Source organism: Streptomyces sp. NBC_00654 (assembly GCF_026341775.1).
Lineage (GTDB): Bacteria > Actinomycetota > Actinomycetes > Streptomycetales > Streptomycetaceae > Streptomyces.
In genome coordinates this window covers 2,007,847-2,027,663 of the sequence record NZ_JAPEOB010000002.1, presented here as the reverse complement: position 1 = coordinate 2,027,663, position 19,817 = coordinate 2,007,847, and the positions used below count along the sequence as shown (strand labels likewise).

At 71.4% G+C, this 19,817-nt stretch carries 18 protein-coding genes and 3 pseudogenes; 16 read left to right on the top strand and 5 right to left on the bottom strand.

Features of this window, described 5'->3' with window-relative positions:
- The first annotated feature begins 58 nt into the window (after positions 1 to 58).
- On the top strand, positions 59 to 3,598 hold the full coding sequence (gene dnaE, locus OHA98_RS29285) for a DNA polymerase III subunit alpha (RefSeq protein ID WP_266929852.1): 3,540 nt from the start codon (positions 59 to 61) through the stop codon (positions 3,596 to 3,598).
- A 90-nt stretch (positions 3,599 to 3,688) separates the two neighbouring features.
- Here the strand turns inward: dnaE and OHA98_RS29280 are convergent, their stop codons facing one another.
- Positions 3,689 to 3,868, bottom strand: a complete 180-nt coding sequence (locus tag OHA98_RS29280; protein WP_266929851.1) for a hypothetical protein — start codon at positions 3,866 to 3,868, stop codon at positions 3,689 to 3,691.
- Positions 3,869 to 4,093: 225 nt separating this feature from the next.
- On the opposite strand from OHA98_RS29280, the gene OHA98_RS29275 reads away from it, so the two are divergent.
- The 4 genes and pseudogenes from OHA98_RS29275 to OHA98_RS29260 form a co-directional block, all read left to right on the top strand.
- Positions 4,094 to 5,347, top strand: coding sequence for an NYN domain-containing protein (locus tag OHA98_RS29275; RefSeq protein WP_266929850.1), 1,254 nt, complete (start codon positions 4,094 to 4,096; stop codon positions 5,345 to 5,347).
- Positions 5,348 to 5,502: 155 nt separating this feature from the next.
- Positions 5,503 to 6,486: an ABC transporter ATP-binding protein gene (locus OHA98_RS29270; RefSeq protein WP_266930975.1), complete on the top strand. Its 984-nt coding sequence runs from the start codon at positions 5,503 to 5,505 to the stop codon at positions 6,484 to 6,486.
- Positions 6,487 to 6,556: 70 nt separating this feature from the next.
- Positions 6,557 to 7,390, top strand: coding sequence for an ABC transporter permease (locus OHA98_RS29265; protein WP_266930974.1), 834 nt, complete (start codon positions 6,557 to 6,559; stop codon positions 7,388 to 7,390).
- 143 nt (positions 7,391 to 7,533) lie between these two features.
- Positions 7,534 to 8,139 (top strand): annotated as a pseudogene (locus OHA98_RS29260) (ABC transporter permease); the annotation flags it as partial.
- A gap of 95 nt (positions 8,140 to 8,234) precedes the next feature.
- Here the strand turns inward: OHA98_RS29260 and ybaK are convergent.
- The 4 genes from ybaK to OHA98_RS29240 form a co-directional block, all read right to left on the bottom strand.
- Positions 8,235 to 8,738 (bottom strand): Cys-tRNA(Pro) deacylase, encoded by a 504-nt coding sequence (gene ybaK / locus OHA98_RS29255; RefSeq protein ID WP_266929848.1) that lies wholly within the window; start codon positions 8,736 to 8,738, stop codon positions 8,235 to 8,237.
- 27 nt (positions 8,739 to 8,765) lie between these two features.
- On the bottom strand, positions 8,766 to 9,518 hold the full coding sequence (locus tag OHA98_RS29250) for an LON peptidase substrate-binding domain-containing protein (RefSeq protein ID WP_266929847.1): 753 nt from the start codon (positions 9,516 to 9,518) through the stop codon (positions 8,766 to 8,768).
- Positions 9,519 to 9,523: 5 nt separating this feature from the next.
- Positions 9,524 to 10,564, bottom strand: coding sequence for a hypothetical protein (locus OHA98_RS29245; protein WP_266929846.1), 1,041 nt, complete (start codon positions 10,562 to 10,564; stop codon positions 9,524 to 9,526).
- A gap of 222 nt (positions 10,565 to 10,786) precedes the next feature.
- Positions 10,787 to 12,388 (bottom strand): oxidoreductase, encoded by a 1,602-nt coding sequence (locus tag OHA98_RS29240; RefSeq protein WP_266929845.1) that lies wholly within the window; start codon positions 12,386 to 12,388, stop codon positions 10,787 to 10,789.
- 147 nt (positions 12,389 to 12,535) lie between these two features.
- On the opposite strand from OHA98_RS29240, the gene hisD reads away from it, so the two are divergent.
- The 11 genes and pseudogenes from hisD to OHA98_RS29185 all read left to right on the top strand — a co-directional run bounded on the left by hisD (position 12,536) and on the right by OHA98_RS29185 (position 19,817).
- Complete coding sequence (gene hisD / locus OHA98_RS29235) at positions 12,536 to 13,867, top strand: histidinol dehydrogenase (RefSeq protein ID WP_266929844.1); 1,332 nt, start codon at positions 12,536 to 12,538, stop codon at positions 13,865 to 13,867.
- Complete coding sequence (locus OHA98_RS29230) at positions 13,864 to 15,063, top strand: histidinol-phosphate transaminase (RefSeq protein WP_266929842.1); 1,200 nt, start codon at positions 13,864 to 13,866, stop codon at positions 15,061 to 15,063. The genes hisD and OHA98_RS29230 overlap by 4 nt, the downstream gene beginning before the upstream one ends.
- The gene (hisB, locus tag OHA98_RS29225) at positions 15,060 to 15,656 is read left to right on the top strand and encodes an imidazoleglycerol-phosphate dehydratase HisB (protein ID WP_266929841.1); all 597 of its coding nucleotides are present in this window, start codon (positions 15,060 to 15,062) and stop codon (positions 15,654 to 15,656) included. Before OHA98_RS29230 ends, hisB begins: the two co-directional genes overlap by 4 nt.
- Entirely contained in the window at positions 15,653 to 15,820 is a 168-nt protein-coding gene (locus OHA98_RS29220) for a hypothetical protein (RefSeq protein WP_266929840.1), read from the top strand. The genes hisB and OHA98_RS29220 overlap by 4 nt, the downstream gene beginning before the upstream one ends.
- Positions 15,821 to 15,830: 10 nt before the next feature.
- Positions 15,831 to 16,472 carry an imidazole glycerol phosphate synthase subunit HisH gene (gene hisH / locus OHA98_RS29215; protein ID WP_266929839.1) on the top strand — a complete coding sequence of 214 codons (642 nt, stop codon included), beginning with the start codon at positions 15,831 to 15,833 and terminating at the stop codon, positions 16,470 to 16,472.
- Positions 16,472 to 17,197: a bifunctional 1-(5-phosphoribosyl)-5-((5-phosphoribosylamino)methylideneamino)imidazole-4-carboxamide isomerase/phosphoribosylanthranilate isomerase PriA gene (gene priA, locus OHA98_RS29210; protein ID WP_266929838.1), complete on the top strand. Its 726-nt coding sequence runs from the start codon at positions 16,472 to 16,474 to the stop codon at positions 17,195 to 17,197. Before hisH ends, priA begins: the two co-directional genes overlap by 1 nt.
- Positions 17,194 to 17,592, top strand: coding sequence for a RidA family protein (locus OHA98_RS29205; protein ID WP_266929837.1), 399 nt, complete (start codon positions 17,194 to 17,196; stop codon positions 17,590 to 17,592). The genes priA and OHA98_RS29205 overlap by 4 nt, the downstream gene beginning before the upstream one ends.
- Complete coding sequence (gene hisF / locus OHA98_RS29200; RefSeq protein ID WP_266929836.1) at positions 17,589 to 18,344, top strand: imidazole glycerol phosphate synthase subunit HisF; 756 nt, start codon at positions 17,589 to 17,591, stop codon at positions 18,342 to 18,344. Before OHA98_RS29205 ends, hisF begins: the two co-directional genes overlap by 4 nt.
- Before the next feature lie 189 nt (positions 18,345 to 18,533).
- Positions 18,534 to 18,833, top strand: a pseudogene (locus OHA98_RS29195) (alpha/beta hydrolase); the annotation flags it as partial.
- Between the two features lie 149 nt (positions 18,834 to 18,982).
- Positions 18,983 to 19,117 (top strand): annotated as a pseudogene (locus tag OHA98_RS29190) (helix-turn-helix domain-containing protein); the annotation flags it as partial.
- A 112-nt stretch (positions 19,118 to 19,229) separates the two neighbouring features.
- Entirely contained in the window at positions 19,230 to 19,817 is a 588-nt protein-coding gene (locus OHA98_RS29185; RefSeq protein ID WP_266929834.1) for a transcriptional regulator, read from the top strand.

Sequence of the window (19,817 nt, the reverse complement as noted above, 5' to 3'; positions counted from 1 at the left end):
AGACTTCCCCGCTGTCCCCCCTGTCCGTCATCCCCAGTTCTCCCGGAGGCCCGACGCCGTGACCAAGCCGCCCTTCACGCACCTTCACGTCCACACGCAGTACTCGCTCCTGGACGGTGCCGCGCGGCTCAAGGACATGTTCGAGGCGTGCAACGAGATGGGCATGTCCCACATCGCGATGACGGACCACGGCAACCTGCACGGGGCGTACGACTTCTTCCACTCCGCCGCCAAGGCGGGTGTGACGCCGATCATCGGCATCGAGGCGTACGTCGCCCCGGAGTCGCGCAAGCACAAGCGCAAGGTGCAGTGGGGACAGCCGCACCAGAAGCGCGACGATGTGTCCGGATCCGGTGGCTACACCCACAAGACGATCTGGGCGTCGAACAAGACCGGCCTCCACAACCTCTTCCGGCTCTCCTCGGACGCGTACGCCGAGGGCTGGCTGCAGAAGTGGCCGCGGATGGACAAGGAGACCATCGCCAAGTGGTCCGAGGGCCTGATCGCGTCCACCGGGTGCCCCTCGGGCGAGGTGCAGACCCGGCTGCGGCTCGGACAGTTCGACGAGGCGGTCCAGGCGGCCTCCGACTACAAGGACATCTTCGGCGAGGGCAAGTACTTCCTGGAGCTGATGGACCACGGCATCGAGATCGAGCGCCGTGTCCGCGACGGGCTCCTCGAAATCGGCAAAAAGCTGGACATCCCGCCGCTGGTGACGAACGACTCGCACTACACCTACGCGAGCGAGGCCACGGCGCACGACGCCCTGCTGTGCATCCAGACCGGCAAGAACCTCTCCGACCCGGACCGCTTCCGCTTCGACGGCACCGGCTACTACCTCAAGACGACGGAGGAGATGTACGGCGTCGACTCCTCCGACGCCTGGCAGGAGGGCTGCGCCAACACCCTGCTGGTCGCGGAGCAGATCGACACCAGTGGCATGTTCGAGGCGAAGAACCTCATGCCGAAGTTCGACATCCCGGACGGCTTCACCGAGATCACCTGGTTCCAGGAAGAGGTCCGGGTCGGCATGCAGCGCCGCTTCCCGGGCGGGGTCCCCGACGACCGGCAGAAGCAGGTCGAGTACGAGATGGACATCATCATCCAGATGGGGTTCCCGGGGTACTTCCTGGTCGTCGCCGACTTCATCATGTGGGCCAAGAACAACGGCATCGCGGTCGGTCCCGGACGAGGCAGTGCCGCCGGTTCGATCGTGGCGTACGCGATGGGCATCACCGACCTCGACCCGATCGAGCACGGGCTGATCTTCGAGCGGTTCCTGAACCCCGAGCGTGTCTCCATGCCCGATGTCGACATCGACTTCGACGAGCGCCGGCGCGTCGAGGTGATCAGGTACGTGACCGAGAAGTACGGCGCCGACAAGGTCGCCATGATCGGTACGTACGGCAAGATCAAGGCCAAGAACGCCATCAAGGACTCCGCCCGGGTGCTGGGCTACCCGTACGCCATGGGCGACCGGCTCACCAAGGCGATGCCCGCCGACGTCCTGGGCAAGGGCATCGACCTCAACGGCATCACCGACCCCAAGCACCCGCGCTACAGCGAGGCGGGCGAGATCCGGGGGATGTACGAGAACGAGCCGGACGTACGGAAGGTCATCGACACCGCGAAGGGCGTCGAGGGCCTGGTGCGGCAGATGGGCGTGCACGCCGCGGGCGTCATCATGTCCAGCGAACCCATCGTCGACCACGCCCCCGTCTGGGTTCGGCACACCGACGGCGTCACCATCACGCAGTGGGACTACCCGCAGTGCGAGTCGCTCGGCCTGCTGAAGATGGACTTCCTGGGCCTGCGCAACCTGACGATCATGGACGACGCCATCAAGATGGTGAAGTCCAACAAGGGCATCGACCTGGAGATGCTCTCCCTGCCGCTGGACGACCCCAAGACGTACGAGCTGCTCTGCCGCGGCGACACGCTCGGCGTCTTCCAGTTCGACGGCGGTCCGATGCGCTCCCTGCTGCGCCAGATGCAGCCCGACAACTTCGAGGACATTTCCGCCGTCTCGGCCCTCTACCGGCCGGGCCCGATGGGAATGAACTCCCACACGAACTACGCGGAGCGCAAGAACGCCCGCCAGGAGATCACCCCGATCCACCCGGAGCTGGAGGAGCCTCTCAAGGAGGTCCTCGGCCTCACCTACGGCCTGATCGTCTACCAGGAGCAGGTGCAGAAGGCCGCCCAGATCGTCGCCGGGTACTCGCTCGGCGAGGCCGACATCCTGCGCCGCGTGATGGGCAAGAAGAAGCCCGACGAGCTGGCGAAGAACTTCGTCCTCTTCGAGGCGGGCGCCAAGGAGAAGGGCTTCTCCGACGCGGCGATCAAGGCGCTGTGGGACGTCCTGGTGCCGTTCGCCGGATACGCGTTCAACAAGGCGCACTCCTCCGCGTACGGCCTGGTCACCTACTGGACCGCGTACCTCAAGGCGAACTACCCCGCCGAATACATGGCGGCCCTGCTGACCTCGGTCAAGGACGACAAGGACAAGTCCGCGGTCTACCTCAACGAGTGCCGCCGCATGGGCATCAAGGTGCTGCCGCCCAACGTCAACGAGTCGTTGTCCAACTTCGCCGCCCAGGGTGACGACGTGATCCTCTTCGGCCTGACCGCCGTGCGCAACGTCGGTCAGAACGTCGTCGACTCGATCATCCGCAGCCGCAAGGCGAAGGGGAAGTACAGCACCTTCCCCGACTTCCTCGACAAGGTCGAAGCGGTCGTCTGCAACAAGCGCACGGTCGAGTCCCTCATCAAGGCCGGTGCCTTCGACGAGATGGGCCACACCCGCAAGGGCCTCGTCGCCCACCACGAGCCGATGATCGACAACGTGGTGCAGGTCAAGCGCAAGGAGGCCGAGGGACAGTTCGACCTCTTCGGCGGCATGGGCGAGGAGGAGAGCGACGAGCCGGGCTTCGGGCTGGACGTGGAGTTCTCCGACATCGAGTGGGAGAAGTCCTACCTGCTCGCGCAGGAACGGGAAATGCTCGGACTGTACGTCTCCGACCACCCGCTCTTCGGTCTGGAGCACGTCCTGTCCGACAAGGCCGACGCGTCGATCTCCCAGCTGACCGGCGGCGAGCACGGCGACGGTGCCATCGTGACCGTCGGCGGCATCATCTCCGGCCTCCAGCGCAAGATGACCAAGCAGGGCAACGCCTGGGCCATCGCCACCGTGGAGGACCTCGCGGGCTCCATCGAGTGCATGTTCTTCCCGGCCACCTACCAGCTGGTCTCCACCCAGCTCGTCGAGGACACCGTCGTCTTCGTCAAGGGCCGCCTGGACAAGCGCGAGGACGTGCCGCGCCTGGTCGCCATGGAGATGCAGGTCCCCGACATCTCCAACGCCGGGACCAACGCCCCGGTCGTCCTCACCATCCCCACGGTGAAGATCACCCCGCCCATGGTCAGCAGGCTCGGCGAGGTCCTGAGCAGCCACCGGGGCGACACCGAGGTACGGATCAGGCTCCAGGGCCCCCGCAAGACCACGGTGCTCCGGCTCGACCGGCACCGGGTGAAGCCCGACCCGGCGCTCTTCGGCGATCTGAAGGTGCTGCTCGGCCCGTCCTGCCTGGCCGGCTGACCGACGCCACCCACCGACGGGAGGGGCGCCCCGCGGCTGCGGGGCGCCCCTCCCGGTCTACGGGCCCGGAACCGGACCGGAGATGACCGGTCAGTTGTGGCCGAAGCGCCGCTGATGCTTGCGCGCGACATCGGAGGGGCTGCCCTGGGCCTGGGACTGGGGCTGGTTCTGCGACTCGAAGGCCGTGGACTTCGCCTGCTCCTCGCCGCGCTCCGATGCGGACGCGCGATCCTGCTGGCTGCCCTGCTTGCGGTTCTTGTGCTTGGCCATGGTGAATGCCTCCTGTGGGGAATCCTGTGGGCCAGGACCGCTGTCAGACTCACATAGCACCGCAAAGGCCGCATGTTGGATCATTGCCGTGCGTAGCAGTATCCGCAGTCGGCCGTTTTCCGGATCCGCCACGCCGATGATCGAGTTCCGGACGTTAACCCCTTCACGGTCGGGCAGACTCGAAGGAAACCCTGAGTAAACCCGTTCCCGAAATCCTGGAAGAGGGTGGAACGCGTGGACCGTTGCGTCGTCCTGGTGGACGCCGGCTACTTGCTGGGCGCAGCCGCGAGTCTGCTGGCCGGGGAGCCCGCCCGTTCCCGCATCACCGTCGACCACGCGGCCCTGATCCAGGGACTGCGCGAACGTGCCGAGATCGATACGGAACGGCCGCTGCTCCGGATCTACTGGTTCGACGGCGCCCCCGACCGCGTACCGCAGCCCGAGCACCGCAGACTCCGGGTGATGTCGCGCGTGACCGTACGCCTGGGGGCTCTCACCCGCAGTGACGGGCGCTGGGCGCAGAAGGGCGTCGATGCCGCCATGCACGCCGAGCTCACCGAGCTGGCCAGGAACCGGGCATGCTCCGATGTGGTGCTGGTGACCGGCGACGGCGATCTGCTGCCCGGACTGATGTCCGCCAAGGAACACGGGGTCGCCGTCCATCTGTGGGCCGTCCAGGCCGCCGACGGCGACTACAACCAGTCCGAGGACCTGGTCGCCGAGGCGGACGAACGGCGCGTGCTCGACCGGGCCTGGATCACCAAGGCCGTACGGGCCAAGGAGACCGGCGGCATCTGCGCCCCGCCGCCCGCCCCGCGCCCCGAGATCGCCGCGATCCTCTCCGCACCGCTGCCGGAGGCGGCCCTGGCCGCGTCCGCCGAGCGCGCCTCCGAGGCCCAGGCCGCCGCCGCCCGCAACGGCACCGCGGAACCGGCCGGCGAGAACAACGCCGCCGCGCCGCCCGCCCCCGCCCACAAGGGCGTCCCCACCCCGAAGGACCTGGCCGCCCTCCGGGCACCCGGCGCACACGCCGACCGGCCCCCCGCGGCCCCGCCCGCCAACGCGACCCTGCGCTGGTCCTCCGACAAGGGGTGGGTGGAGCGCGGGCCGCTCGGCGAGCCGCCGGAAACCGCCTCCCTGCCGACCCTGGCCCAGCTCACCAGCGCCGAACAGCGCTGGGCGGACCGGGAGGAGGACATCACCACCGTCGGCGGCGACCCGTTCGAGGTCGGCCAGGTCTTCGCCCGGCGCTGGATGGAACGGCTGCCGGAGACCGTGCACCTGCAGAAGCTGTCCACCATGTACCCGCGCATCCCGCACCGGATCGACGGCGAACTGCTGCGGTACGCGGCACGCTTCGGGCTCCTCGCGCACAAGGACGACCAGATCGACGAGCACGACCGCTATGCGATCCGGGCCGGATTCTGGCGCGAGATCGACGTCCGCGCCGCGGCGGAGCACGTACCCGCGGTGGAGTAGCCGGTGCGGCGGCCGCACCGGCCGCCGGCGAGGGCCGCGCCGGCACCCCGGCCCCGGAGCCGGACGTGCCCCGGACGCGGTCCGGGGCATCCGACCCCGTACCCTCATACCTCGTGAGCAAGGGCACAGCACAGGCGCAGAGGGCTACCGGAACCGTGTGCGCGGTGCGTGATCTGGTCAAGACCCATCCCGCCGTCCGGGGCCGACGCGGACGGCCCGCCACCCCCGAGGTGCGCGCCACCGACGGAATCAGCCTCGATGTGCGGCGCGGAGAGATCTTCGGGCTGCTCGGCCCCAACGGGGCGGGCAAGACCACTCTGGTCCGGCAGCTCACCGGGCTGATGCGCCCCGACTCCGGCAGCGTCGAAGTGCTGGGGCACGACCTGGTGCGCCACCCCGAACGGGCCTCCCGCCTCATCGGCTACCTGGGGCAGGAATCCACCGCCCTGGACGAGCTGACCGTGTCCCTCGCCGCCGAGACCACCGGCCGGCTGCGTGGCCTGGCCGTGGCGGAGGCCCGCGCCGAGCGCGACGCCGTGCTGGAGGAACTGGGGCTCACCGAACTCGCCGGGCGCCCCCTGAAGAAGCTCTCCGGCGGACAGCGCAGGCTCGCCTGCTTCGCCGCCACCCTGGTCGGGGAGCGCCCCGTCCTGGTGCTGGACGAGCCGACGACCGGCATGGACCCCGTCGCCAGGCGTGCCGTGTGGGCCGCCGTCGACCGGCGCAGGGCCGAGCGCGGCGTCACCGTCGTGCTGGTCACCCACAACGTGATCGAGGCCGAGACCGTCCTCGACCGGGTCGCCGTCGTCGAACGCGGCCGGGTCATCGCCTGCGACACCCCCGGCGGGCTGAAACAGCAGGTCGCCGGGGAGGTCCGGGTCGAGCTGGTGTGGCGGGAGCGGGCGCCGCTGGACGTCCCGGAGGTCGCCGCGCTGCGCGCCGTCGCCCAGGAGTCCGGGCGGCGCTGGGTCCTGCGGCTGGGCCCGGACGAGGCACGGGCCGCGGTCGCCGCGGTGACCGGTGGCGCGGCCTTCGCCGCGCTCGACGATTTCACCCTGGCCACGCCCAGCCTGGAGGATGTCTATCTGGCCCTCGGCGGGGATGCGGCCAATGCGACCAAGGGGCTGGTGAAGGCGTGAGATTCCACGTACGGGAGCGGGGACACGTGCGGGCAGGCGTGTCGAGGGGGAGCGGCCTCAGGTGACGAGCATCGTTCCCGCCGAGGCGGTGTCCTCGCGCGTCCCGGACCGGGCGGCGCACGGGCCCTCCGGCACCTCCCGCACCCTGCCGGCCCCGCTCGCGCCGCGCGCCCGGCTGCTGCCCTCGCTGGCCGCGGTGTACCGCGCCCAGCTCTCCCGGGCCCGGGTCGCCCGGATTCCGCTGCTGTTCGTGGCGACCTTCCAGTCCGTCGGGATCATGATCCTGATGCGCGGGGTCGTCGACGGCGGCTCCGAGGCCCGCGCCGTCGTCGCCGGTTCCAGTGTGCTGGTCGTGGCGTTCGTCGCGCTGAACCTGCTCGCCCAGTACTTCGGCCAGCTGCGGGCCGGCGGCGGGCTCGACCACTACGCCACACTGCCGGTGCCGCCCGCCTCGGTGGTGCTGGGGGCGGCCGGCGCGTACGCCTCCTTCACCGTGCCCGGCACGCTCGTCACGGCCGTCACCGGCAGTGTGCTCTTCCAGCTGCCGATGACACATCTGTGGGTGCTCGTCGCCGTGATCCCGCTCGCCGGGGCGGCGCTGGCGGGTCTGGGGGCCGCCCTCGGCCTGCTCGCGCCGCGCCAGGAGCTGGCCACGCTGCTCGGGCAGCTGGGCATGTCCGCCGCGCTGCTGCTGGGCGTGCTGCCGGCCGACCGGATGCCGGGGCCGGTGGTGTGGGCGCGCGATCTGCTGCCGTCCACGTACGGGGTCGAGGCGCTGGCCCGGTCCTTCGACGCCCGCCCGGACTGGACCGCGATCGCGCTCGACCTCGGTGTGTGCGCGGCCGTCGGTGTGCTGTCGCTCGCGGTGGCGACGTGGGCCTACCGCCGCGCCGCGGTGCGCTAGGTGTATCGCCCTGCGAGGCCGGTGACCCGGCCGCGTACGGCCGGGTGAGGCCGCGTACGGCGTTGAAGGGCCGCGTACGGCCGCGGGAGCCGCGGCAGCGGTCCGGTGAGGCGGCGCACAGGGGAGCCTGGCACGATGGCTGAGTGACAGCACCTCTGACGCCGCCTCACCAGCCTTCGCCCCACGACCCCTGGCAGACCCCGCCGACGGGCTCCCACCTCGCGCCCGGCCCCGAGTCGCCGGACGCCACGGATCTGGCCACGGAGCTCCGTCAGGCCGCCGTGGTCATGGTGCTCGTGGCCCTGACCGGTCTCGGTCTCGGGCTGCTCTGGCTGTGGCTGGCGCCGAGGGTGCCGCTGATCTCCGACGACACGGCCGTCTTCCTCAAGGACAGCGAGGGCGAGGAGGCCATCGGGGCCGACGGAACGTTTGTGCTGCTGGCACTCCTGTTCGGTGCGGTCACGGCGGGTGCGGTGGTCCTCTTCCGCCGCCGCGGGGGCATCTGGCTGGTCGTGGGGCTGGCCCTCGGCGGGCTGCTCGGCTCGCTGCTGGCGTGGGGCATCGGCGTCTGGCTCGGGCCCACCTCGGACGTGGTCGCCCATGCGCGCGAGGTCGGCAAGGGCGTGGTCTTCGACGCGCCCCTGGAACTCCACGCGGTGGGCGCCGTGCTGGCGTGGCCGATCGCGGCGATGATCGTGCATCTGGGGCTGACGGCGATGTTCGGGCCGCGGGACCCCGAGCCCGACTGGGGCCCCGCGCACTGGCCGCCCGCGCCGAAGGACGGGGCAGGGACGGCGGCGCCGTAACGGCCGTCCCGTACTCCCCGGCGGGCGCCGGGGGCGGGTTACCCGGCCCGGCCGATCGGGGCGAACACCGCGTCCGTCAGGGCCGCCAGGTCCGTCGCGGAGAGTTCGACCTCCAGGCCCCGGCGGCCCGCCGAGACACAGATCGTGGGATGGGTCCGGGCCGAGGCGTCCAGCACCGTACGCAGCCGCTTGCGCTGGCCCAGCGGGGAGATGCCGCCCCGGACGTAGCCGGTCGTGCGCTCGGCCGCCACGGGGTCGGCCATGGCCGCGCGCTTGCCGCCCACCGCCGAGGCCAGGGCCTTCAGGTCCAGGGAGCCGGCGACCGGGACGACCGCGACGGTCAGCGCGCCGTCGACATCGGCCACCAGGGTCTTGAACACCCGGTCGGGGGAGACACCGAGCGCCTCGGCCGCCTCCTCCCCGTACGAGGGGGAGGCCGGGTCGTGGTCGTAGGCGTGGACCGTGAACGCGGTGCCCGCCGCCGTCAGGGCGACCGTGGCGGGGGTGCCGCCCGACTGCTGCTTCTTCGACTTCTTCGCCACCGGGCAGGTTCCTTCGTCGGTGAGGGCTCAGTTGGGGTGGGTGGGCGCGCGGGTCAGGTCCACGGCGGGCAGCGACGGCAGATGCCGGATGACCGCGGTCTCCTTGCGCAGGAGCGTCAGCTCCTCGCGCAGCCGGGTCGCGGTGTCCGGTGCCTGGAGCAGCCGCTGCTTGGAGGGGACGTCCAGCACGGCCGCCGCCGCGACGAGGTACGAGACCACGGACGGGTCGTCCGGCAGTTCCGCGCCCGTCGTCAGTGACCGTTCCCTCGCTCCGGCCAGCCGCTTCTGGTAGGCGCGGAAGGCCCGCAGGACGCCCTCGGCCAGCGCGCCGGCCTCGTCGTCCCTCGTCCCCTCGGTCAGCTCCTCCACCTCGGCCGTGAGATAGGGGCCGCTCGCGTCGACGGAGAGCAGCCTGACCCGGGTGGTACCGGTGGCCAGGACCTCGAAGCTGCCGTCGGAGCGCTCGCGGACCGTCGCCGCGTCCGCGATACAGCCGACCCGGTGGAAGGTCTGGATGGGGTCGGGGCCGAAGCCGTCGGCGGGGCCGCGCTCCACGACCGGTGCCGCGGCGGCCGTGTCCGGCATGCCGGTGGCCGTCGGGGCGGTCTCGCGGCCGTCGCGGATCGCGACGACGACGAAGCGGCGCGGTTCGTCCTCGTCGGTCTTCAGAAGCTCGCGCATCATGGCGCGATAACGCTCCTCGAAGACGTTGAGGGGCAGCACGAGGCCGGGGAACAGCACCGCGTTGAGCGGAAAGAGGGGCAGACGGGCGGTGGTCACAACGGTCAAGCGTAATGGCCGCGCGGCCGGCCGTGACCGGACCGGTTGCGCAGTGGGGTGGAGGAGGCGACCTGGAGCCGTGCGCGGTCCCTCGCTTCGAGGAAGAGGCCCAGCGCGTCCTCGGACACCGACGACCACGGGAACGAGGTCGCGTGGGGCCCGATCAGCGTGAACTGTTCCAGCGCCTCCTCCCAGCGGCCCCGGGCCACCAGGACGTACGCGAGGAGGTTGCGGACCTCGGCGGGCCACGGGTCGTTCGGGCGGTACGCGCCCGAGAGCCCGATCGCCAGGTCTGCCGCCAGGTCTATCCGCTCCTCCAGCACCGAGCTGGTCCGCCCGGCGAGCTGCTCGTCGAGCAGCAGCGCGAAGGCGGCCCGTACCGGCAGCGCCTGCACCAGCGAGTCGGGCACGGCGTCCTCGGCGGCGCGCTCGGCGAAGTCGAAGCACTCGCGGTGCGAGCCGTACCAGGCGGCGGAGAGATAGCGGAGCGCCGCTATGTGGCAGCCGTAGTGGTGCGGGGCGCGGCGTACGGCCTGTTCCCACAGGGACTCGAACACGGTGTGTGTGGCGTGGGTGCCGCGGGCGTGGTCGAGGGCGAGGCGCCAGGGCACCGGGTCGCGCGGGTCGGCGTCGGCCGCCGCGGTGATCAGCGGGCCGACCTCGCGCAGCCGCTCGGCCCTGGCGGGCGACTCCCAGGCCCGGAAGACGGCCAGCTGGGCCTTGACGAGCAGCGCGTCCGGATCGCGCGGCGAGCCGGCCAGCCAGTCGATGAGCCAGCCGTCCCGGTTGTGGGCGAACATGACGAGCCGGCCGAGATACCGGTCGCGGTTCTCCCAGTCGGTGGCGTCACGGGTGGTGGCGAGGAGTTTGGCGGCGGGGCCGTAGTCCCCCAGGGCGGCCGCCACCAGCGCGGGGGAGAGCCGCTCGTCGGGGGCGTCGAGCAGCACCGCGTCGTCCGCGGGCAGTCCGGCGGACAGCCGGGGGCTGTGCCGGAACCTGCGCGCGGTACTGAGCAGAGCGCGAAGCAATGGCATGGTGCAGACCATTGAAAAGCGCTGGTGAGGGCGGCGCCAGGGGTGCGCTGTGAAGCTTCTGTGCCGAGTGAATGGGTTGTACCGGACCCAGTCAAGATAAGGTAAAGGAAAAGGTCGTGACTGGCTTGATTCCGCCTTTTCCCGTCGGTCCCGCCCGCCACTCCGGCCGCACTCCGGCATTCCGTTCGACCGTGGTGCCGGAAGGAATTCCCCCCGGCCCGCACGGCCCGGACGTCAGCCCCGGCGCAGCAGCCGGGAGGCGCCCGCCGCCACCGTCGTGGCCAATATCCACCCAAGGAGTACGAGAGCGGCCGCCGCCCACTGCCAGCCGCCCTCCGTCCGCCAGTAACCGTCCTGCCCGAGGTTGATCACCGGCACCAGCAGATCGAGCGCGTACAGCGCGGCGTTCCACTGGGGATGCTCGTCCCCCTTGATCGCCGCCGGGTGGTACTGCGCGAAGCCCAGCGCGCCCGCCGCCCACAGCACCGCCATCCACACGGCGGCCCGCCCCGGCCGGTAGCCGTAGGCCACCGTCCAGTCCTGGAGGAAGCCCCACAGCTTGGCGGCGGTCGGCAGCGTCTCGCGGCGGCGCCGCTGCTTGGCGAGCAGCACCTCCCGGGCGTCCGCGTCCTCACCGCAGCTGCGCAGCACCGCGGCGAGCCGCTCGTACGGCTCCGGGACGTACTCCGGGGTCGCGGCCAGCACCCACTCCAGCCGCCGGGAGAGCGGGAAGTGCCCGTACGGGACGAGGTTCTCGTAGACGAAGCCGCCCATCGCCAGGCCCCCGGGGCCCGGCCAGCTGGACGACACATCGATCAGCGTCACCACCTTCGCGCCGTTCAGCACGACCCGGCCCTCCTCCGGGCGCTCCGCGTTGAACCGCAGCTCGGGCGTGACGATCCGGCGCAGCGACAGCTCCTCGTGCCGGGCCAGGACGAACCGCGCCTTGTGCAGGTCCACCGCGTCCCCGAAGCGCCCGTCGTCCAGCCGTACCGCGCCCCGGCACTCGAAGATCTGGGCCCGGGTGCCACGCGCCGGAGTGGGCCCGAACACGATGCCGTACGGGGGAGTGGTGCCCTGGTTCCCGGTGTCGACGCTCACCCACGCCTCGGTCATGTAGAGCGTGCGCTCCACGGTCAGCTGCGGGGCGTTCAGCGCCCGCCGCCCGTCCTTGGCGCGCAGCCGGCTGCCGCGCAGACTCAGCGAACCGCCCACCTTCGCCCCGCGCAGACTCAGCTCGCCGTGCGCCTCGACCATCTCGGCCTGGAGATCCTGCGCGACGCTCAGTCCGTCCCCGACCAGGGCGCGGCCGCTCCGGTCGGCGCCGACGCTGATCTGGTTGATCAGCAGGTCGGTGCCGATCTGGGCGTCGGTGAGCCGGATGCCGCGCTCCACCCGGCAGCGCGGCAGATGCAGATCGCCCTCCGTGTGCAGCCGGGCCGCCTCCAGCCTCGGCAGCGCGCAGCCGACCATCCGCAGGGTGGTGAAGTGGCACTCGGGCAGTACCACCTCCTGTTCGAACCTGCAGCCCGTCAGCTCCACGTACGGAGCGACCCGGCCACCTGCCAGGTCCAGCTTTCCGGTGATCCGGACTCCCCGTAACTTCAGTGCCGCCACCCGGCCCGGGCGGGCGGGCGGCCCGCTCAGCAGCAGCCGCGCCACCGTGCGCGCGCCGACGCTCCGCTCGGGTCCCCAGATGTGCGGTGCGAATGGATCGTCGCGCGCCGGGTCATGGGTGCGCAGATCGTAGGTGGTTCCGTTGCGGAAGGACTGCCACATACCCAGCTCCGCTGCGCTGAGGCCGTCCGGGATGTCGCCATCATGCGGCTCGGTCACTGCCGTCCCCTCTGTGCACATGCCGTACAACTGTTCTTCCCGCTGTGTGACGGCGTGAACGCTAATGGTCAGCAGTGACGGACGTGGCTGGTATCAGCCAGTGATACGGGCGACCGGACGCCTGTGGCGGTCTGCGAGAATTGCGGGGTGATCTCTCGAATCGATCTGCGCGGCGAGGCCCTCCCCGAGGGTGCCGCCCTGCGCGACCTGCTGCCCCGTGCCGAGTTCGACGTGGAAGCCGCCCTGGAGACGGTGCGGCCCATCTGCGAGGACGTACGCCATCGTGGCTCCGCGGCAGTGATCGAGTGGGGGGAGAAGTTCGACGGTGTACGGATCGACTCGATCCGGGTCCCGGCCGCGGCGATCACCGGGGCGCTGGAGGGGCTCGATCCGGCCGTCCGCGCCGCGCTGGAGGAGTCGATCCGACGGGCCCGCCTCGTCCACCGCGAGCAGCGCCGCACCACCCACACCACCCAGGTCGTCCCCGGCGGCACCGTCACCGAGAAGTGGGTGCCCGTCGAGCGGGTCGGGCTGTACGTCCCCGGAGGGCGCTCGGTCTACCCCTCGTCCGTCGTGATGAACGTCGTGCCCGCCCAGGAGGCGGGGGTCGAGGGCATCGCCGTCGCCTCCCCGCCGCAGAAGGAGTTCGGCGGTCTGCCGCACCCCACCATCCTCGCCGCGTGCGCCCTGCTCGGTGTCGACGAGGTGTACGCGGCGGGCGGCGCCCAGGCCGTCGCGATGTTCGCGTACGGCACCCCGGAAGAGGGCGGCTGCGCCCCCGTCAACCTGGTCACCGGCCCCGGCAACATCTACGTCGCCGCCGCCAAGCGCCTGCTCAAGGGCCGCGTCGGCATCGACGCCGAGGCCGGCCCCACCGAGATCGCGATCCTCGCGGACTCCACCGCCGACCCGGTGCACGTCGCGGCCGACCTGATCAGCCAGGCCGAGCACGACCCGATGGCCGCCGCCGTCCTCGTCACCGACTCCGCGGAGCTGGCCGCCGCCACCGAGGCCGAGCTCGTCCCGCAGGTCGCCGCGTCCAAGCACATCACCGACCGGATCGAGCCCGCCCTGGCCGGCCGCCAGTCCGCGATCGTCCTGGTCGACAGCATCGACGCGGGCCTCAAGGTCGTCGACGCCTACGGCGCGGAGCACCTGGAGATCCAGACCGCCGACGCCGCGGCCGTCGCCGGCCGGGTCCGCAACGCCGGTGCGGTCTTCGTGGGCCCCTGGTCCCCGGTCTCCCTCGGCGACTACTGCGCGGGCTCCAACCACGTGCTGCCCACCGGCGGCTGCGCCTGCCACTCCTCGGGGCTGTCCGTGCAGTCGTTCCTGCGCGGCATCCACATCGTCGACTACACACGTGACGCGCTCGCCGAGGTCACCCACCATGTCGTGACCCTCGCCGAGGCGGAGGACCTCCCCGCCCACGGCGCCGCGCTCAAGGCGAGGTTCGGCTGGAAGGTTCCGCAGCAGTGACGCACAGCAGCTCCAACAGCACCGGCAGTTCCGGCAGCACCGGCAGTTCCGGCAGCACCAACAGCCCCAACAGCACCGGCAGCGCCGCCCGCAACGCCTGGGACGAGCTCCCGATCCGTGACGAACTGCGCGGGCAGTCCCCCTACGGGGCACCCCAGCTCGACGTACCCGTCCGGCTGAACACCAACGAGAACCCCTACCCGCTGCCCGAGGCGCTCGTCGACCGGATCGCCGAACGCGTCCGCGAGGCCGCCCGCGACCTCAACCGCTACCCCGACCGGGACGCGGTGGAGCTGCGCACCGAGCTGGCCCGCTACCTCACCCGCACCGCCGGGCACGAGGTCGGCCTCGCCAACGTCTGGGCGGCCAACGGCTCCAACGAGGTCCTCCAGCAGCTGCTCCAGACCTTCGGCGGCCCGGGGCGCACGGCCATCGGCTTCGAGCCCTCGTACTCGATGCACGCCCTCATCTCGCGCGGCACCGGCACCGGCTGGATCTCCGGCCCCCGCAAGGACGACTTCACCATCGACGTCGCGGCGGCCCGCGAGGCCATCGCCGAGCACCGCCCCGACGTCGTCTTCATCACCTCACCCAACAACCCCACCGGCACCGCCGTGGACGCCGGCACCGTCCTCGCGCTGTACGAGGCGGCCCAGGCCGCCGGGCCCTCGATGGTCGTCGTCGACGAGGCGTACGGCGAGTTCAGCCACCACCCCTCGCTGCTCCCGCTGATCGGGGGCCGCCGCAACCTGGTGCTCTCGCGCACCATGTCCAAGGCGTTCGGCGCCGCCGGGCTGCGCCTGGGCTACCTCGCGGCCGACCCGGCGGTCGTGGACGCCGTCCAGCTGGTGCGGCTGCCGTACCACCTGTCCTCCGTCACCCAGGCCACCGCGCTCGCCGCCCTGGAGCACACGGATACGCTGCTCGGGTACGTCGGCCGGCTCAAGGACGAGCGTGACCGGATCGTCGGCGAACTGCGCGCGCTCGGGTTCGACGTGACCGACTCGGACGCCAACTTCGTCCAGTTCGGCCGCTTCGCCGACAGCCACACCGCCTGGCAGCAGATCCTCGACCGGGGCGTCCTGGTCCGGGACAACGGCGTACCGGGATGGCTGCGGGTCTCCGCGGGCACCCCGGCAGAGAACGACGCGTTCCTCGCTGCGGTGCGCGAACTCAAGAAGGAGCACGACGCATGAGCCCCCGCGTAGGCCGCGTGGAACGCACCACGAAGGAAACATCGGTGCTCGTCGAGATCGATCTCGACGGCACCGGCAAGGTCGATGTCGCCACCGGGGTCGGCTTCTACGACCACATGCTCGACCAGCTCGGCCGCCACGGCCTGTTCGACCTGACGGTCAAGACCGACGGCGACCTGCACATCGACAGTCACCACACCATCGAGGACACCGCCCTCGCCCTCGGCGCCGCCTTCCGGCAGGCCCTCGGCGACAAGGTCGGGATCTACCGCTTCGGCAACTGCACCGTCCCGCTGGACGAGTCGCTCGCCCAGGTCACCGTCGACCTCTCCGGCCGCCCGTACCTGGTGCACACCGAGCCGGAGAAGATGGCGCCGATGATCGGCGAGTACGACACGACGATGACCCGGCACATCCTGGAGTCCTTCGTCGCCCAGGCGCAGATCGCCCTGCACGTCCACGTACCGTACGGGCGCAACGCCCACCACATCGTCGAGTGCCAGTTCAAGGCGCTCGCCCGCGCACTGCGCTATGCCTGCGAGCATGATCCGCGCGCCGCCGGAATCCTCCCCTCCACGAAGGGCGCGCTGTGACCGGCCTCAACACCATCCTGATAGTCGTCGGCCTCTTCCTGGCCGGCGGCGTCTACTCCTTCTCGAAGCAGGGCATGCCCAAGGGCGTCATCGTCCTGCTCTCGATCGCCTCCGTGATGTGCCTGGTGGCAGGCGTCATGCGGATCCAGGGACTCTGGGACTGAGGAACGAGCTGTGAGCGACAACAAGAAGGTCGTCGTCTTCGACTACGGCTTCGGCAACGTCCGTTCCGCCGAGCGGGCCCTGGCCCATGTCGGCGCGGACGTGGAGATCACCCGCGACTACGACCGGGCGATGAACGCGGACGGGCTGCTGGTGCCCGGCGTCGGTGCCTTCTCCGCCTGCATGGACGGGCTGAAGCGGGCCCGCGGCGACTGGATCATCGGCCGCAGGCTCTCCGGCGGGCGCCCGGTCATGGGCATCTGCGTCGGTATGCAGATCCTGTTCGAGCGCGGCATCGAGCACGGCGTGGAGACCGAGGGCCTGGACGAGTGGCCCGGCACCGTCGGCCCGCTCAAGGCCGACGTCGTCCCGCACATGGGCTGGAACACCGTCGAATCCCCCGAGGACTCCCGGCTCTTCGCCGGTCTCGACGCGGACGCGCGCTACTACTTCGTGCACTCCTACGCCGCGCACGACTGGTCCCTCGAAGTCACCAACGCCAAGATCCGTGCTCCCAGGGTCACCTGGGCCACGCACGGCGAGCGGTTCGTGGCGGCCGTGGAGAACGGCGCGCTGTGGGCCACCCAGTTCCACCCCGAGAAGTCCGGCGATGCCGGCGCCCAGCTGCTGACCAACTGGATCGAGACGCTGTAATGCCGAAGCTTGAACTGCTCCCCGCCGTCGACGTCCGCGACGGCCAGGCCGTCCGCCTCGTCCACGGCGAGTCCGGCTCCGAGACCTCCTACGGCTCCCCGCTGGAGGCCGCCCTCGCCTGGCAGCGCGCCGGGGCCGAGTGGCTGCACCTCGTCGACCTGGACGCCGCCTTCGGCACCGGCGACAACCGGAAGCTGATCGCCGAAGTGGCCGGCGCCATGGACATCAAGGTCGAGCTGTCCGGCGGCATCCGCGACGACGCCTCGCTCGCCGCCGCCCTCGCCACCGGCTGCCGCCGGGTCAACCTCGGCACCGCCGCGCTGGAGACCCCCGAGTGGGTCGCCAAGGTCATCGCGGAGCACGGCGACAAGATCGCGGTCGGCCTGGACGTACGCGGCACGACGCTGCGCGGACGCGGCTGGACCCGCGACGGCGGCGATCTCTACGAGACGCTCGCCCGCCTCGACTCCGAGGGCTGCGCCCGCTACGTCGTCACCGACATCGCCAAGGACGGCACCCTCCAGGGCCCCAACCTGGAGCTCCTGAAGAACGTCTGCGCCGTCACCGACAAGCCCGTCGTCGCCTCCGGCGGCGTCTCCTCGCTGGACGACCTGCGGGCGATCTCCTCGCTCGTGCCGGACGGCGTCGAGGGCGCCATCGTCGGCAAGGCGCTGTACGCCGAGGCGTTCACCCTGGAAGAGGCGCTGAAGGCGGTCTCGGCATGACCGATTCCGTACGCCGCATCTCCTCGGGCGCCCCGTGGGAGGAGAAGTTCGGCTACTCCCGCGCCGTGGAACTCCCGGGCGGCCTGGTCCTGGTCTCCGGCTGCACCTCCGTGGTCAACGGCCAGATCTCGGCGGGCAGCCCGTACGAGCAGGCCATCACCTCCTTCGAGGTCGCCTTCGAGGCGCTGAAGGAGGCGGGCCTGGGCCGCGAGGACGTCGTCCGCACCCGGATGTACCTCACCCACGCCCGGGACGTGGACGACGTCGGCCGCGCCCACAAGGAGTTGTTCGACGCCGTGCGCCCCGCCGCGTCCATGATCATCGTGGCCGGCCTCGTCGACCCGAGCCTGGTCGTCGAGGTCGAGGTCGAGGCGTACCGGGCAGGTGCGCGGTGAGCCTCGCGGTACGCGTCATCCCCTGCCTGGACGTCGACAACGGCCGGGTCGTCAAGGGGGTCAACTTCCAGAACCTGCGCGACGCCGGTGACCCCGTCGAGATGGCCAAGCTGTACGACGCCGAGGGCGCCGACGAGCTGACCTTCCTCGACATCACCGCCTCCAGCGGCGACCGCGAGACGACCTACGACGTGGTGCGGCGCACCGCCGAGCAGGTCTTCATCCCGCTCACCGTCGGCGGCGGCGTCCGCACCCCGGACGACGTCGACAAGCTGCTGCGCGCCGGTGCGGACAAGGTCGGCGTCAACACCGCCGCCATCGCCCGCCCCGACCTGATCCGCGAGATCGCCGAACGCTTCGGCCGCCAGGTGCTCGTGCTCTCCGTCGACGCCCGGCGCACCGCGGCGGGCACCTTCGAGGTCACCACCCACGGCGGACGCAAGGGCACCGGCATCGACGCCGTCGAATGGGCCCACCGGGCCGCCGAGCTGGGCGCGGGCGAGATCCTGCTCAACTCGATGGACGCGGACGGCACCAAGGACGGCTACGACACCGAGATGATCTCGGCGGTACGGGCCCACGTCACCGTCCCCGTCATCGCCTCCGGGGGCGCGGGCCGGCTCGCGGACTTCGCGCCCGCCATCGACGCGGGCGCCGACGCGGTGCTCGCCGCGTCCGTCTTCCACTTCGGGGACCTGCGCATCTCCGAGGTCAAGGGCGCCCTCCGGGAGGCCGGGCACCCGGTGCGCTGACCGCCGTCGCGGGAGGGCCGGCCGTCAGGACCGGTGATCTCGCCGATGCGTACCCCAGGGGTGCGCCGCGAAAGTGATGACCGCCGACGAACAACGGCGGTACCCACGCGGCGCACCCCGAAAGCCCCGGACGACGGGCTCCCGGTCCCCGCGCGGTGTGGTTCCGCCACGACCGAGAGGACCCCCCTCGTGCAGCAGCACCTCCCCTCCGGCGACACCTCCGCGCGCTCCCGGACGGCCAAGAGCCGCTCCCGTACCCTCAAGGGCCTGCTGGCCGCCGCGGCGACCGCGGGCCTGATGACCGCCCTGGTGCCCGGCGCCCGGGCCGCCGACAACCCCTACGAGCGCGGACCGGCGCCGACCGTCTCCAGCATCGAGGCGAGCCGAGGCTCCTACGCCACCTCGCAGACCACCGTCTCCTCGCTGAGCGTCAGCGGCTTCGGCGGTGGCACCATCTACTACCCGACCTCCACGGCCGACGGCACCTTCGGGAGGTCCTGATCTCCGGGAGGGGCCCGGCCGCCGGGAGGCGGTCCGGCCCCTCCCCGCGCCTGTGCCGGGGCACAGCGCCCTCGCCTCCGTCCTGTGGGGCCGCAGCGCACCGCACCGCCCCGGCGGTGCCGGCGGACGCGAACCTGCTGTACTGCCACCGCAACACCGTGCTCAACCGGCTCCGGCGGTTCGAGCAGCTGACCGGACGCTGCCTGACCCGGCCGTCGGACGCGGTCGAGGTGTCCCTGGCGCTGGCCGCCCGCCGCCTGCTGGGCGGCTGAGCCACCGGAACCGGGCACGGCCCTTCGCCACGACGAGCCACCCTCCAAATCCCGCAACAAAACTTGCGCAATAAATATTGCGCAAGTTTCCTTTCCTTTCTACGGTGGAGGCATGCCCAGCGAAGAAACCCGCCGCGTCTCCGACCTCGCCACCCTCAAGGCGTTCGGCCACCCCCTGCGGATGAAGCTCTACCGCGCGCTCTACATCGCGCGCTCGGCCACCGCTTCCCAACTCGCCGAGCAGGTCGACGAGGCCGTCTCACTGGTCAGCTACCACCTGCGCAAGCTCGCCGACCACGGTCTGATCGAGGAGGCCGAGCAGCAGGGCACGGACGCCCGCGAACGCTGGTGGCGCCCCGCGTCGCACGGGCTGACCTTCCACGACGAGGACTTCCGCGACGCCCCCGAGAAGGCCGCCACGCACTCCGCCATCGGACGCCTCTCGTTCGACCAGCACATCGAGCTCTACCGCCGCTATCTCGACTCCTACCGCAGCTGGTCGGACGAGTGGCGCAGCGCCTCCTTCAGCTCCGAGTTCCTGGGCCGGCTCACCGCCGAGGAGCTGGCCTCCCTCAGCCGTGAGATGCACACGCTGATCAGGCGGTACGAGGACGAGGGCCGCGCCCGCGAGGAGTCGGGCGACACGGAGGGGCGCGAGAACGTCGCCCTGCACATCTACGGATTCCCGTTCCGGACCTGA